General features: G+C 58.8%; 12 protein-coding genes and 2 pseudogenes. 10 read left to right on the top strand and 4 right to left on the bottom strand.

Annotated elements, in window-relative coordinates:
* The first annotated feature begins 238 nt into the window (after positions 1-238).
* Positions 239-1,537 carry an amino-acid N-acetyltransferase gene (gene argA / locus FQ187_RS03195; protein ID WP_134420805.1) on the top strand — a complete coding sequence of 433 codons (1,299 nt, stop codon included), beginning with the start codon at positions 239-241 and terminating at the stop codon, positions 1,535-1,537.
* Between the two features lie 59 nt (positions 1,538-1,596).
* Here the strand turns inward: argA and tauA are convergent.
* Positions 1,597-1,831: pseudogene (tauA, locus tag FQ187_RS30220) on the bottom strand (taurine ABC transporter substrate-binding protein); the annotation flags it as partial.
* A 311-nt stretch (positions 1,832-2,142) separates the two neighbouring features.
* Between tauA and FQ187_RS03185 the strand changes: the two are divergent.
* From FQ187_RS03185 to FQ187_RS03145, 9 genes and pseudogenes are all read left to right on the top strand, one after another.
* Complete coding sequence (locus FQ187_RS03185) at positions 2,143-3,474, top strand: OprD family porin (RefSeq protein WP_149628371.1); 1,332 nt, start codon at positions 2,143-2,145, stop codon at positions 3,472-3,474.
* A 353-nt stretch (positions 3,475-3,827) separates the two neighbouring features.
* Positions 3,828-5,189 (top strand): OprD family porin, encoded by a 1,362-nt coding sequence (locus FQ187_RS03180; RefSeq protein ID WP_149628370.1) that lies wholly within the window; start codon positions 3,828-3,830, stop codon positions 5,187-5,189.
* Between the two features lie 108 nt (positions 5,190-5,297).
* A pseudogene (locus FQ187_RS03175) lies at positions 5,298-5,729 on the top strand (redoxin domain-containing protein); the annotation flags it as partial.
* Positions 5,730-5,939: 210 nt separating this feature from the next.
* On the top strand, positions 5,940-6,533 hold the full coding sequence (gene ssuE, locus FQ187_RS03170) for an NADPH-dependent FMN reductase (RefSeq protein WP_149628369.1): 594 nt from the start codon (positions 5,940-5,942) through the stop codon (positions 6,531-6,533).
* Positions 6,534-6,634: 101 nt separating this feature from the next.
* On the top strand, positions 6,635-7,600 hold the full coding sequence (locus tag FQ187_RS03165) for a sulfonate ABC transporter substrate-binding protein (protein ID WP_149628368.1): 966 nt from the start codon (positions 6,635-6,637) through the stop codon (positions 7,598-7,600).
* Positions 7,601-7,625: 25 nt separating this feature from the next.
* Entirely contained in the window at positions 7,626-8,774 is a 1,149-nt protein-coding gene (gene ssuD / locus FQ187_RS03160; RefSeq protein ID WP_134420791.1) for an FMNH2-dependent alkanesulfonate monooxygenase, read from the top strand.
* An 8-nt stretch (positions 8,775-8,782) separates the two neighbouring features.
* Positions 8,783-9,565 (top strand): aliphatic sulfonate ABC transporter permease SsuC, encoded by a 783-nt coding sequence (gene ssuC / locus FQ187_RS03155; RefSeq protein ID WP_149628367.1) that lies wholly within the window; start codon positions 8,783-8,785, stop codon positions 9,563-9,565.
* Positions 9,562-10,368: an aliphatic sulfonates ABC transporter ATP-binding protein gene (gene ssuB, locus FQ187_RS03150; protein WP_149628366.1), complete on the top strand. Its 807-nt coding sequence runs from the start codon at positions 9,562-9,564 to the stop codon at positions 10,366-10,368. The genes ssuC and ssuB overlap by 4 nt, the downstream gene beginning before the upstream one ends.
* 30 nt (positions 10,369-10,398) lie before the next feature.
* Complete coding sequence (locus FQ187_RS03145) at positions 10,399-10,614, top strand: molybdopterin-binding protein (protein ID WP_003229256.1); 216 nt, start codon at positions 10,399-10,401, stop codon at positions 10,612-10,614.
* Between the two features lie 63 nt (positions 10,615-10,677).
* Here FQ187_RS03145 and FQ187_RS03140 read toward each other — a convergent pair whose 3' ends face one another.
* The 3 genes from FQ187_RS03140 to FQ187_RS03130 form a co-directional block, all read right to left on the bottom strand.
* Positions 10,678-11,442 (bottom strand): hypothetical protein, encoded by a 765-nt coding sequence (locus FQ187_RS03140; RefSeq protein WP_149628365.1) that lies wholly within the window; start codon positions 11,440-11,442, stop codon positions 10,678-10,680.
* Positions 11,443-11,457: 15 nt separating this feature from the next.
* Entirely contained in the window at positions 11,458-12,090 is a 633-nt protein-coding gene (locus tag FQ187_RS03135) for a TetR/AcrR family transcriptional regulator (RefSeq protein WP_149628364.1), read from the bottom strand.
* Between the two features lie 243 nt (positions 12,091-12,333).
* Positions 12,334-13,710 carry a glutamine synthetase family protein gene (locus FQ187_RS03130; RefSeq protein WP_129440201.1) on the bottom strand — a complete coding sequence of 459 codons (1,377 nt, stop codon included), beginning with the start codon at positions 13,708-13,710 and terminating at the stop codon, positions 12,334-12,336.
* Between the last annotated feature and the right edge of the window lie 60 nt (positions 13,711-13,770).

The raw sequence follows: 13,770 nt of genomic DNA, 5'->3' as shown, positions 1-13,770 counted from the left end.
TCGCGAAGGCGGTGTGTCAGACACATCAGATGCGACTGACACACCGCCTTCGCGAGCAAGCCCGCTCCCACAGGGTCTGTGCTATGACAGACATGTCGGTTAAATTGCCAATGTCCCAACCCGTATCCATGAGGAGAGCGCGCGTGTCGCCAAGCCTGTTCCGACGATAACCATCAGCCCGCTGTGCGTTTTCTGTTTCGCCCATTTTTTGGCTGCTATTTATTACAGGCCCAGGTTCATGCCCGAATACGTTAATTGGCTTCGTCATGCTTCGCCTTACATCAACGCCCACCGCGATTGCACCTTCGTCGTCATGCTGCCCGGCGACGGCGTGGAGCACCCGAATTTCGGCAATATCGTCCACGACCTGGTGCTGTTGCACAGCCTGGGCGTGCGACTGGTGCTGGTTCACGGTTCCCGTCCGCAAATTGAAACCCGCCTGGCTGCGCGCGGCCTGACCCCGCATTACCACCACGGGATGCGCATCACCGATGCCGCGACGCTGGAGTGTGTGATCGATGCGGTGGGCCAGTTGCGTATCGCCATCGAAGCGCGGCTGTCCATGGACATGGCTTCATCGCCGATGCAGGGCTCGCGTCTGCGGGTGGCCAGCGGCAATCTGGTGACGGCGCGGCCGATCGGCGTGCTCGAAGGCGTCGACTATCACCACACCGGCGAAGTGCGCCGGGTCGACCGCAAGGGCATCAATCGCCTGCTGGATGAGCGTTCCATCGTGCTGTTGTCGCCACTGGGTTACTCGCCGACCGGTGAGATTTTCAACCTCGCCTGCGAAGACGTCGCCACCCGCGCGGCCATCGATCTGGGGGCGGACAAACTGCTGTTGTTCGGCGCAGACCTGGGTCTGATCGATGAACACGGTCGTCTGGTTCGTGAGTTGCGCCCGCAACAAGTGCCGGCGCATCTGCAGCGTCTGGGCAGCAACTATCAGGCTGAGCTGTTGGATGCGGCCGCTGAGGCCTGCCGCGGCGGTGTGGCTCGCAGTCATATCGTCAGCTACGCCGAAGACGGCGCGCTGCTGACCGAACTGTTCACCCGCGACGGTGGCGGTACGCTGGTGGCCCAGGAGCAGTTCGAGGTTGTGCGCGAAGCGGCGATCGAAGATGTCGGTGGTTTGCTGGATTTGATCAGCCCGCTGGAAGAGCAGGGCATTCTGGTGCGGCGTTCCCGCGAGGTGCTGGAGCGTGAGATCGAGCAGTTCAGTGTGGTCGAGCGCGAAGGCATGATCATCGCCTGTGCGGCGCTGTATCAGATTGCTGATTCGGATGCGGGGGAGTTGGCGTGTCTGGCGGTGAACCCGGAATACCGCCATGGCGGTCGTGGTGACGAGTTGCTGGAGCGCATCGAAACCCGCGCCCGGGCGCAGGGGCTGAAAACCTTGTTCGTACTGACGACCCGGACCGCTCACTGGTTTCGCGAGCGTGGATTTGTGCCGAGCAGCGTAGAGCGTCTGCCATCAGCGCGGGCTTCGCTGTACAACTATCAGCGTAATTCGAAGATCTTCGAAAAAACCCTCTGACCTGATCGTTCCACCCAGAGCGTGGTAACGATCATCAAACCTCTGGGTGCTTCTCGGCGTATTTGCACGTCGCCGGAAGCAATGGCCGTAACCACTTCCGGGCCGCTATTGAAACGACGCCAATCAATTTTCTGTCCTATGGTTTCTCGTACAGTCCGTCTGCCAGGGGACTTTGCTGGGGTCGATACCGGTTTGATAGCCGATCGTGAGGTTCGCCGCGTGAGCGTTCGAAGAAATTACTAGCGATACACAAACTGTAACAATTAGACTGGATAGTGCGCGTTTGGTCGTCATGGCGCTGCCTTCCGACATGGATTGATTGCGAATTGCGTCAAAGCTAATCGATCTAAATAAAGGCTAACAAATACCGGTCAGAGCTAAATGCCTAAACGGTATGAAAAAGAGCTGGGTGATTCTTTTTGGGTTTATGACGCGTTCATTACCCGGCAAGGAGCGAATTCACGGGGGATTAGACCATGGTCGTAGACGCACATAGTTACGATTGACTTGTGAGTCACGGTCTGGCGCTAATCGCGCATCTTCGGATCCCGGGCATACGACCCAGGGCCAGGAACACAAGAATTAGAAACGATAGGAGCGAAACAATGAACAAGTCCACCTTGGCCTTGGCCGTGGCTGTAGGGGTTTTGGCGCAGCAGGCAGGCGCCGCCGGTTTCCTGGAAGACAGCAAGGCTTCCGTTAGTTCTCGCACCATGTATTTCAACAACGATAACCGTGAAACCGGTCCGGATCAGAAAGAGGCCGGTGAAGGCCTCAAGTTCGATTACCTGTCCGGTTTCACCCAGGGAACGGTCGGCTTCGGTATCGACGCCCAAGCCCTCGTCGGTATACATTTGGACGGCGGCAAAGGTCACCACCCAGCCAACAGCTCGTTCTCCCCAAGTGACACCGATGGTTCTGCTGTGGGCGAGTGGAGCCGCGCGGCGGCCAACGTCAAGGCCCGCTTCTCGAAGACCGAGGCCCACCTGGGTGGCGCTCTGCAGCCTAACATGCCGATTCTGGTAGCGAACGACAGCCGCCTGCTGCCACAGACCTTCGACGGTGGCACCATCACCTCGAAGGAAATCGACAACGTGACCTTGAACGCAGGTCAGCTGGAACACTCGACGGGTCGCGCCTCGTCAAACGCCACCGGCCTGGCCGTGTCTGGCGGTACTCATGACAGCAACCAGTTCCGCTACGGCGGTGCTGACTGGAAGGTCACCAAGGACCTTACCCTGCAGTACTACCACTCGGATCTGAAGGACTACTACAAGCAGGACTTCTTTGGCTTGATCCACGTCTTCCCGATCAACGCCAACCAGTCCTTCAAGACTGATATCCGCTATTTCGACAGCAGCTCCGACGGTAAGAACGGTGACGCGGGTTATCGTTTCAACAACAACGGCGGTTACGCCAGCAAGCCGGGCGAGGTCGATAACAAGACCTGGAGCGCAATGTTCACCTACACCCTGGGTGGCAATGCCTTCTTGTTGGGCCATCAGCGCGTCAACGATGACGGCGGCTTCGTCTACCTGAACCAAGGCAGCGTGGTTGATGGCAATGGCCATGCGGAAGGCAATGCTGGCGCGAGCTTCTACCTGTTCACCGACTCCATGATCAATGGTTTCGTCCGTGCCGGTGAAAACACCACCTTCGGTCAGTACTCCTATGACTTCGCAGCGTTGGGTGTGCCGGGCCTGAAAACCTCGATCTCCTACCTGCACGGCGATAACATCAAAGCAACAAACGGCAGAGGCCCTGATGCGTCCGAGTGGGAACGCGACATGCGGATCGACTACACCATCCAGCAGGGTACTCTCAAAGGTTTCGGCGTGACGTTGCGTAATGGCGTCTACCGTGGCAGTGAAGTCAGCAACAACCCTGATGTTGACCAGACCCGTCTGATCTTCAACTACACCTACAGCTTCTTGTAATAGCCGTCAGAAAAAGCCTCGCCCGCCGGCGAGGTTTTTTTTGTGCTTTTTTCAATATTCCAAACAGATCTTATTTAGTAATTTTTTATTCTTTTTAGCTTTTAGGCCGAACGCCTAAAGTGGGTGGCTTATGAGTCGATACCTTGTGTCCCGACTCAGAGTAATAGCGCGAAGCTATATTCCTGAATGGCATGAAAAATGATGAAATAATTCTTTTTGTGTTTATCATGCGGGCCAAAATCACAGGGGCTGGCCATCGCCGTAGTCACACGGTCTGGCACTGACCGAGCATTTCAGGATCCAGGGCATTCGACCCAGGACCTCAAGAATTAGAAACGATAGGAGCGAAACAAATGAACAAGTCCACCTTGGCCTTGGCTGTGGCCGTAGGGGTTTTGGCGCAGCAGGCAGGCGCCGCCGGTTTCATCGAAGACAGCAAAGCTACTTTGGGGCTGCGTAACTTCTACATCAACACGGATTACCGTGACGGCACTGCCAGCCCAAGTCGAAACGAAGAGTGGGGCCAAGGCTTCGATCTGCGCTTCACTTCCGGCTATACCCAAGGCACTGTCGGCTTTGGTATCGACGCCATCGGCCTGCTGGGTGTACGTCTGGATTCGGGCGGCGGCACTAACGGCAACGTTAACGCCAATGGCACCCCTGGTAGCGCTTATGGCGGCACTGTTTTCCCAAGCGAGTCCAACGGCCAAGCGGTGGATAACTTCTCCAGCCTGGGCCTGACTGCCAAAGCCAAGATCTCCCAGACCGAACTGAAGCTGGGTACCCTGCAGCCGAAGAACCCGGTAATCGTGACCAACGACGGTCGTCTGCTGCCACAAACCTTCCAGGGTGGCCAGATCACTTCGGGCGAGATCAAGGACCTAACACTGGTCGGCGGTCAGATCGAGCACGCCAAAGGTCGTAACTCCAGCAACAACGAAGAGTTGTCGATCGCTGGTGCCAACGGTCGCACTGCGGCTGGTCGCGACAGCAACAAATTCTATTACGGTGGCGGTGACTACAAAATCACCAAAGACCTGACTGCCCAGTACTACTACGGCAACCTGGAAGACTTCTACAAGCAGCACTTCCTGGGTCTGGTTCACAACTGGGCAATCGGCCCGGGCGTTCTGAAATCCGACCTGCGCTACTTCAACAGCCGGGATGACGGTGCCAACGGTCACGACGCCAACTACTTCACCTCTGGCAACTACAATGCGCCAAACGGTAAAGGCAAGGTCGACAACAACCTGTATAGCGGTCTGTTCCTGTATACCGTTGCCGGCCACACCTTCGGCGGCGGCTATCAGGTCAGCAACGGTAGCAGCGACTTCCCTTACTTGAACCAGGGTGACGGCGCTTCGGCTTACCTGACTACCGACATGCAGATCCAGAAGTTCGCCCGTGCCGGCGAGCGCACTTGGCAAGCACGCTACTCGTATGACTTTGCCAAGGTCGGTGTACCAGGTCTGACGGCCGGTCTGGTCTACCTGAAAGGTGATGAAATTGATACCGTCAACGCTCGCGGTGGCGAGTTGGCTAACGGTGCTTCCGAGTGGGAGCGCGACCTGACTCTGGCTTACGTCGTACCAGAAGGCCCGCTGAAAAACCTTGGTTTCATGTGGAAAAACGCTATGTGGCGTACCGACCTGCCGAGCACTCGTTCGCAGGACGAAAACCGCCTGATCGTCAGCTACTCGATCCCGCTGTTGTAATAGCACTCGCGTAACTGAAGTAAAAAAAGCCCCGCCCGGCATCTCGCCGGGCGGGGCTTTTGCGTTTTCAAGTCAGGCTCACCCCCATAAACCTTCCTCGACATTTCGTCCCTGGACCCGGTGGATTCGCACCACAAGTGGATCGAAGACATCAACGAAACCCAGAACACCCTCGTCAACTTCCCCATCCTTGCCGACGCCGACCGCAAGGTCTCGGACCTCTACGACCTGATCCATCCCAACGCCAACGACACCCTGACCGTGCGTTCGCTGTTCGTGATCGACCCGAACAAAAAGGTTCGGCTGACCATCACCTACCCGGCGAGCACCGGCCGTAACTTCCATGAAATTTTGCGAGTGATCGACTCGCTGCAACTCACCGACAACTTCAAGGTGGCCACCCCGGCCAACTGGCAGGACGGTGATGAAGTAGTGATCGTGCCGTCGCTCAAGGACGAAGACGAAATCAAGAAACGCTTTCCCAAGGGCTATCGCGCGGTGAAGCCGTACCTGCGTCTGACGCCACAGCCGAATCGTTGAAGATCAAAAGATCGTCCACAAAGCAGGGGATTTCAGGCCGTTTTTACGGCCTATTTTTTTGCCCGGGAGAAGCCATTTCATATAGACCTACAAGGAATAACCAAATGAATAAATATGATTTATGGATATAAAAATCACCTGTTAAGGTCACTTCCATCAAAGCGAGATCGCAAACCGCGAATCGCCAACACCGTTCAAGGAATCGTCTGAATGCTGGTCGTCTCACTCGGTGGCAGTCCCAGCCAACGTTCCCGTTCCGGGGTGCTGCTGGAGCGCTCCCAACGCTGGTTGCAGGAGCAAGGTGTGGAAGTGGTGAGTTACCAGGTACGGGACTTCCCGGCCGAAGACTTGCTGCATGCGCGCTTCGACAGCCCGAAGGTGATCGACCTGCTGCAACAGATTGAAAACGCCGATGGCCTGCTGATCGCCACGCCGGTCTACAAAGCGTCGTTCTCCGGCGCATTGAAAACTGTGCTGGACCTGCTGCCCGAACGCGCCCTGGCCCACAAAGTGGTTTTGCCCATGGCCACCGGCGGCAGCATCGCCCACATGCTGGCGGTGGATTACGCGCTCAAGCCGGTGCTCTCGGCGTTGAAAGCCCAGGAAATGCTCCACGGGATTTTCGCCGTAGACAGCCAGATCGCTTACGGCGAAGGCAGCGCCCAGGCGCAGTTGGCACCGGAGCTGGAAGAAAGACTGAATGAATCACTGGAGCTGTTTTTCAGCGCCATGGCCCGACGGCCCAAGCCGATCGATCCGAACCTGCTGAATGAACGTTTGTTGAGCGCTCGCTGGAGCATTTAAGCCAGCACCTAAGCCACACCTGAATTTGAAGTACTCACCTTACTCAGCCGCCAACGGCCAAGCAGGTGCAGCCAAAACCCAACTGCAAAAAGGAGAGCGCCATGCGCACTGTCATTTTGCGTCGTGGTCTGGTCGCTCTGTTAGTTGCGGCTGTGTCCTTCGGCGTTATTTCTCAAGCACAAGCCGAGACGTTACGAATCGGCTATCAAAAATACGGCACCCTGGTGCTGCTCAAAGCCAAAGGCACTTTAGAAAAACGCCTCGCCGCCCAAGGCGTGGATGTGCAATGGACTGAATTCCCCGGCGGCCCGCAACTGCTTGAAGGCTTGAACGTCGGCTCCATCGACTTCGGTGTTACGGGCGAAACTCCACCGGTATTCGCTCAAGCCGCTGGCGCCGATCTGCTCTATGTCGCCTACGAACCACCAGCGCCTCACAGCGAAGCGATCCTGGTGCCGAAGGACTCGCCGATCAAATCGGTGCAGGACCTCAAGGGCAAGAAAGTCGTCCTGAACAAAGGCTCCAACGTTCACTACCTGTTGGTCCGCGCACTGGAAGATGCCGGCCTGAAATACACCGACATCCAGACCGTATTCCTGCCGCCGGCCGATGCCCGCGCTGCGTTCGAGCGTGGCAGCGTAGATGCGTGGGTGATCTGGGACCCGTATCAGGCCGCCGCCGAACAACAGTTGCAGGCACGCACCCTGCGTGATGGCCAAGGCATCGTCGACAACCATCAGTTCTACCTCGCGACCAAGCCTTATGCGCAGAAAAATCCGGAGGTGATCAAGACCCTCGTGGAAGAAGTGCGCGCGGTCGGCGAATGGTCCAAGGCCAATCCCGAAGACGTGACCAAACAAGTCTCGCCACTGCTCGGCCTACCGGCGGACATCACCCTGACGTCGGTGAAACGCCAGGGCTACGGCGCGCTGTTCCTCACGCCTGAAGTGGTCGCCGCGCAACAGAAAATCGCCGACAGCTTCTACCAGCTCAAGCTGATTCCAAAGCCGCTGAGCATCAAAGACGTGATCTGGACGCCTCCGGCGGCCGTTGCCAAAGCGCAGTAATTCGAATCCCTAAGGAGACCACTCCATGAGCCTCAATATCTTCTGGTTCCTGCCTACCCACGGCGACGGCCATTACCTTGGCACCGCCGAAGGCGCTCGCGCCGTCGACCACGGTTATCTGCAACAAGTCGCGCAAGCGGCAGATCGTCTGGGCTTCGGCGGGGTGCTGATTCCTACCGGGCGCTCTTGCGAAGACTCGTGGCTGGTGGCCGCGTCGCTGATCCCGGTGACCCAGCGTTTGAAATTCCTCGTCGCCCTGCGCCCCGGGATCATTTCCCCGACGGTGGCAGCGCGTCAGGCCGCAACGCTGGATCGCCTGTCCGGCGGCCGTGCGTTGTTCAACCTGGTAACCGGCGGTGATCCGGAAGAATTGGCCGGCGACGGTTTGTTCCTGACTCACGAAGAGCGCTATCAAGCCTCGGTGGAATTCACCCGCATCTGGCGCCGCGTGCTGGAAGGCGAAACCGTCGATTACGACGGTCAGCACATCAGCGTGAAGGGCGCCAAATTGCTCTACCCGCCGATCCAGCAACCGCGTCCGCCGCTGTACTTCGGCGGTTCTTCGGAAGCGGCGCAAGACCTCGCGGCAGAGCAGGTCGAAATGGTCCTGACCTGGGGCGAACCACCGGCCGCCGTTGCCGAGAAGATCGAACAAGTACGCGCTAAAGCCGCAAAGCTCGGTCGTACCGTTCGCTTCGGCATTCGTTTGCATGTGATCGTTCGTGAAACCAATGCCGAAGCCTGGCAAGCGGCGGATCGGTTGATCTCTCATCTGGACGACGAAACCATCTCCCGTGCCCAAGCCTCGCTGGCGCGCTTCGATTCCGTTGGTCAGCAACGCATGGCCGCGCTGCATGGCGGCAGCCGTGACAACCTGGAAGTCAGCCCCAACCTGTGGGCCGGTGTCGGCCTGGTGCGCGGCGGGGCCGGTACAGCGTTAGTGGGCGATGGTCCGACCGTGGCCGCCCGCGTGAAGGAATACGCGGACCTGGGCATCGACACGTTCATCTTCTCCGGTTACCCACACCTGGAAGAGTCGTACCGCGTCGCCGAATTGCTGTTCCCGCACCTCGATATCGAGCGTCCGGAACTGCCAAAAAGCGCCGGTTACGTCAGCCCGTTTGGTGAGATGGTTGCCAACGACATCCTCCCCAAAGCCGCGTCCCAAAGCTGAGGCGCGCCATGAAGAAACTTATCCATAGCCTCGCGCCTTGGGCGTTTCCGGTGTTGCTGCTGGCGGTGTGGCAGTTGTCGGTGTCGGCGGGCTGGTTGTCGACACGGATTCTGCCGGCGCCGATTGCGGTCATCGAAGCCGGCGTCCGTCTGGTGCGCAGCGGGGAAATCTGGACGCACCTGGCGATCAGCGGCTGGCGTGCGGCGCTGGGCTTCGCTATCGGCGGCAGCATCGGTCTGGCCCTGGGCTTTATCACTGGCCTGTCGAAGTGGGGCGAGCGCCTGCTTGACAGTTCGGTGCAGATGATCCGCAACGTGCCGCACCTGGCGCTGATTCCGCTGGTGATCCTGTGGTTCGGCATCGATGAGTCGGCGAAAATTTTCCTGGTGGCATTGGGCACGTTGTTCCCGATCTACCTCAACACCTATCACGGCATCCGCAACGTCGATCCGGCGCTGGTGGAAATGTCCCGCAGTTATGGCTTGTCCGGTTTCAGCCTGTTCCGTCAGGTGATTCTGCCGGGTGCGCTGCCTTCGATTCTGGTCGGCGTGCGCTTTGCGCTGGGCTTCATGTGGCTGACGTTGATCGTCGCGGAAACCATTTCCGCCAGCTCCGGCATCGGCTACCTGGCGATGAATGCCCGGGAGTTCTTGCAGACCGATGTGGTGGTATTGGCGATTCTTTTGTACGCCGTGCTTGGCAAACTCGCCGACCTCGCGGCCCGCGGGCTTGAACGCGTGTGGTTGCGCTGGCACCCGGCCTATCAGGTTGTTAAAGGAGGTGCGGCATGACGGCTCAACAACCTCCACGCCTGCTGCGCGGGATTCCGCTTGCGGTGCGCAAACTGCAAAAAACCTTTGGCTCGCGGCAAGTGCTGCGTGAGATCGATCTGCACATCCCTGCCGGTCAGTTTGTCGCCGTGGTCGGTCGTAGCGGTTGCGGCAAAAGTACCTTGCTGCGCTTGCTCGCCGGTCTCGACAAACCCACGGGCGGTGAATTGCTCGCGGGCTCCGCACCACTGAGTGAGGCGCGGGAAGACACCCGGCTGATGTTCCAGGAAGCGCGTTTGCTGCCATGGAAAAAGGTCATCGACAACGTCGGCCTCGGGCTCAAGGGCAACTGGCGGCCACAAGCGTTGAAAGCCTTGGAGTCGGTCGGTCTGGCCGACCGCGCCAATGAATGGCCGGCCGCCTTGTCCGGCGGCCAGAAGCAACGTGTGGCCCTGGCCCGCGCGCTGATCCATCAACCGCGGTTGCTGTTGCTGGACGAACCGCTGGGCGCGCTGGACGCACTGACCCGAATTGAAATGCAGCAGCTGATCGAACGGCTCTGGCAGAAGCACGGCTTCACCGTGTTGCTGGTCACCCACGACGTCAGTGAAGCGGTGGCGATTGCCGATCGGGTGATCCTGATCGAAGAGGGCGAAGTCGGCCTCGATCTGCACGTGGAACTGCCGCGCCCTCGGGTTCGTGGCTCCCATCGGCTGGCGGCGCTGGAAACCGAAGTCCTCAATCGCGTGCTGGCGTTGCCCGGCGAACCGCCGGCACCGGAACCTGTTTCACCATTGCCTACGCAATTGCGTTGGGCTCAATAACTCAAGCCTTATCCAACGACAGGAATCATCATGACGATCAAAGCCATCAACGTTCGCAACCAGTTCAAAGGCTCCATCAAGGAAATCGTACTCGGCGACGTTCTGTCCGAAATCGACGTACAGACCGCTTCCGGCATCGTCACCTCGGTGATCACCACTCGCTCGGTGAAAGAGCTGGAACTGGTGGTCGGCAGCGAAGTGATCGCGTTTGTGAAATCCACCGAGGTATCGATCGCCAAGTTGTAAGCGCGTGCATTGCGCTAAACCCCGAAGGGTGTGAACCCTTCGGGGTTTTTTATGCGCGGGTGTTCAGGGCTCGGGTGCGCAGCGCCAACCGGCTACGGGCGTGTAGGTGCCGAGTGAAGACAACAGGCGTGGGTCGCTGAATAGTTCGCTGGCGTGCGGATCGATGTCAGCCGACAACAATGGTTGGCCGACTTGCCTAGGCAGTGTGGAGTGGTCGATGTGCCACGGCGTTTGCCCTCCGTGGTGACGACCGAAGGACAGTTCGCAGGCGAGCCGTTGTTGCGCAGTTGCTCCGTCGATGTGTTCACGCAAATGACCACCGGGTTCCAGCGCGACAACCCGGCTGGCGGCGAACAGAAAGTAGTCACCGGCCAGCACCAGGCAGGCAAATCGCGCCGGATCATCGACCGCCTGCAACCACTGACCGCGACAGGTGCCGCGAGAGTCCGGCAGTCGCTCCCAAATCTCATAGTAGTTATCGTCCAGGGCGGTTTCGATCAGGCGCTCGCTGGTTTCAAAATGCATGCGCCCGATGTCGTCTTCGGTGCTGACGGGCTGGTAGTCGAGTTTGCGATGCCACTGGCAAATGTCGCCGTTGACCTCGGTTACGCCGGCGAAGCCTTTTTGCTCGCTCAGGGTCAGCAAGTCAGCGTGACTCAGTTGCTCCAGCGGCAGCGCCGCAAGCGTTGCCGGCGGGATGCGCAGGTCGGCAAACAAACGCGGGGTTTGCAGCCAGTACACGGCTGTTTCGCTGTCGACGCGCCCCGACTGGAATTTGATCAGGCGTCTTTGCCACACGCCAAGGTAGTTGTCTGGAACGTGTGCCATGAACACCTCGTTGCGTTATGCGTCGCGCTTGGACAGGTAGGGCGGCAAATACAGACCCAGATAGGCGTCGAATACCCGCATGCCTTCTTCGGCCATGCGTGGGGTGATCTGTCCGTGTTGTTGCACTGAGCGCGCATAGACGCGGTCGCCGAGCTCCATGGCCAAGGCAAACACATCAACGTCCGTCGGCAGTCTCGGCAGCTCGAAGTGGTGGTCGAAGAGTTTGTGCATCAGGTCGCCAAGTTCGATGTCGTGCTGACGGTCGGCCTGGGTGACTTCGGTCAGCCCGTGCTGGGCGAGAATGAGCTGGCGGGCGGCGGCGTCTTCGCTGTAGATCGCGAGCATGCGTTGTTCCACCAGTCGCGACAGATCGCGCCAGCCGTTCAGGGCTTCGTGGTCGATGGGTGCTTGCAGGCAGGCACGGAACGCAGCGTGGACGTCGGCCGTCAGGGCTTCGAGCAGCGCCGGGACACTGGCAAAGAAGTGGTAGACGGAGGAGGGCGGGATCTCCGCGCGTTCGGCGACGCTGTAGATCGACAGGCTGGCCACGCCCTCGGCAGCCAGCAGCGTGCGGGCGGCATCGAGTATCGAATCGATCCGGGCCTGGCTGCGGGCGCGGGGTTTGCGTGGGGTGGCGAGTCGGGTCATTGGTGTCTCCTGCGGGGCAGCGGGCATTGTACGAGCAGGGTTTGATGTTGTCTGCCCGGACGCCTTCGCGAGCACGCCCGCTCCCACATTTGATCTCCAGTGAACATAGTGTTTGTGTACGGCAGAGATCAAATGTGGGAGCGGGCTTGCTCGCGAAGCAGGCGCCTCGGTCCCGCTGAAAAAAAGCCATAAAAAAACGCCGCAGGCCTTTTCAGCCTGCGGCGTTGTTTTTACTGCAACCGCTTAAACGGTATGCAGGTACCAGTTGTACTCGAGGTCGGAGATGGAGTGTTCGAACTCCTCCAGCTCGCTCTCTTTACACGCGACGAAGATATCGATGTATTTCGGATCGATGTACTTGGCCATGACTTCGCTGTCGTCCAGCTCACGCAATGCGTCGCGCAGGTTGTTCGGCAGGCTTTGCTCGTTCTGCTCGTAGGAGTTGCCTTCCACGGGGGCGCCCGGCTCGATCTTGTTGGTCAGGCCGTGATGCACGCCTGCCAGGACCGAAGCCATCAGCAGGTAGGGGTTGGCATCGGCGCCGGCAACGCGGTGTTCCAGACGGACCGCGTCGGCGGAACCGGTCGGCACACGCACCGCAACAGTACGGTTGTCCAGACCCCAGCACGGTGCATTCGGCACGTAGAACTGTGCGCCGAAACGACGGTAGGAGTTGACGTTCGGGCAGAGGAAAGCCATCTGCGCCGGTAGGGTCTCGAGCACACCGCCGATCGCGTGACGCAGTGCGGCGTTCTGCTCGGGATCCTCACTGGCAAAAATGTTTTTGCCGTCTCTATCAAGAATCGAGATGTGGACGTGCAGACCGTTACCCGCCTGGCCCGGGTAAGGCTTGGCCATGAAGGTGGTGTCCATTTCATGGTCGTAGGCGATGTTTTTGATCAGTCGCTTGAGCAGGACCGCGTAGTCGCAGGCCTTGATCGGGTCGGCCACGTGGTGCAGGTTCACTTCGAACTGCGCCGGGGCACTTTCCTTGACGATCGCGTCGGCAGGGATGCCTTGCTCTTTCGCACCTTCCAGAATGTCCTGGAGGCAGTCGACGTATTCGTCGAGGTCGTCGATCAGGTAAACCTGTGTCGAATGCGGGCGCTTGCCGGAGATCGGCGAGCGAGGCGGTTGTGGGCGACCGTTTACGTTCTCCTGGTCGATCAGGTAGAACTCCAGTTCGAACGCGGCGCAGATGGTCAGACCCATCTCGTCGAACTTGGCAACAACTTGACGCAGAACTTCACGGGGATCCGCGAAGAAAGGTTCACCTTCAAGTTCGTGCATGGTCATTAACAGTTGCGCGGTAGGACGCTTCTGCCAAGGCTCGTTGCACAGGGTGTCAGGGATTGGATAGCAGATTCGGTCAGCATCGCCGATGTCCAGACCCAGGCCGGTGCTTTCCACCGTCGAGCCATTGATATCCAGAGCAAATAGAGAGGCCGGCAGGTTGATGCCTTTCTCGTAAACCTTGTGAAGACTGGTGCGTTCAATGCGCTTGCCGCGCACCACACCATTCATATCCGCAATCAGAAGGTCAACGTACAGAACCTCAGGATGTTCCTTAAGGAACGCGTTCGCTTCGTTAAGCTGAACGGCACGCGGGGGTACCGACATGATGCAACACCTTTGTTGTTAAAAATATCAATCATTGATCTCTTCGGATTCCAGTCAACC

It is taken from the genome of Pseudomonas sp. ANT_J28 (genome assembly GCF_008370005.1).
GTDB classification, from domain to species: domain Bacteria; phylum Pseudomonadota; class Gammaproteobacteria; order Pseudomonadales; family Pseudomonadaceae; genus Aquipseudomonas; species Aquipseudomonas frigoris.
The sequence above is the reverse complement of the archived record's forward strand: the minus strand, read 5'-3'. Positions and strand labels throughout refer to the sequence as shown.

Coding starts and splice junctions, on each gene's coding strand:
- argA (WP_134420805.1), top strand. CDS start 239: ATGCCCGAATACGTTAATTGGCTTCGTCATGCTTCGCCTTACATCAAC.
- FQ187_RS03185 (WP_149628371.1), top strand. CDS start 2,143: ATGAACAAGTCCACCTTGGCCTTGGCCGTGGCTGTAGGGGTTTTGGCG.
- FQ187_RS03180 (WP_149628370.1), top strand. CDS start 3,828: ATGAACAAGTCCACCTTGGCCTTGGCTGTGGCCGTAGGGGTTTTGGCG.
- ssuE (WP_149628369.1), top strand. CDS start 5,940: ATGCTGGTCGTCTCACTCGGTGGCAGTCCCAGCCAACGTTCCCGTTCC.
- FQ187_RS03165 (WP_149628368.1), top strand. CDS start 6,635: ATGCGCACTGTCATTTTGCGTCGTGGTCTGGTCGCTCTGTTAGTTGCG.
- ssuD (WP_134420791.1), top strand. CDS start 7,626: ATGAGCCTCAATATCTTCTGGTTCCTGCCTACCCACGGCGACGGCCAT.
- ssuC (WP_149628367.1), top strand. CDS start 8,783: ATGAAGAAACTTATCCATAGCCTCGCGCCTTGGGCGTTTCCGGTGTTG.
- ssuB (WP_149628366.1), top strand. CDS start 9,562: ATGACGGCTCAACAACCTCCACGCCTGCTGCGCGGGATTCCGCTTGCG.
- FQ187_RS03145 (WP_003229256.1), top strand. CDS start 10,399: ATGACGATCAAAGCCATCAACGTTCGCAACCAGTTCAAAGGCTCCATC.
- FQ187_RS03140 (WP_149628365.1), bottom strand. CDS start 11,442: ATGGCACACGTTCCAGACAACTACCTTGGCGTGTGGCAAAGACGCCTG.
- FQ187_RS03135 (WP_149628364.1), bottom strand. CDS start 12,090: ATGACCCGACTCGCCACCCCACGCAAACCCCGCGCCCGCAGCCAGGCC.
- FQ187_RS03130 (WP_129440201.1), bottom strand. CDS start 13,710: ATGTCGGTACCCCCGCGTGCCGTTCAGCTTAACGAAGCGAACGCGTTC.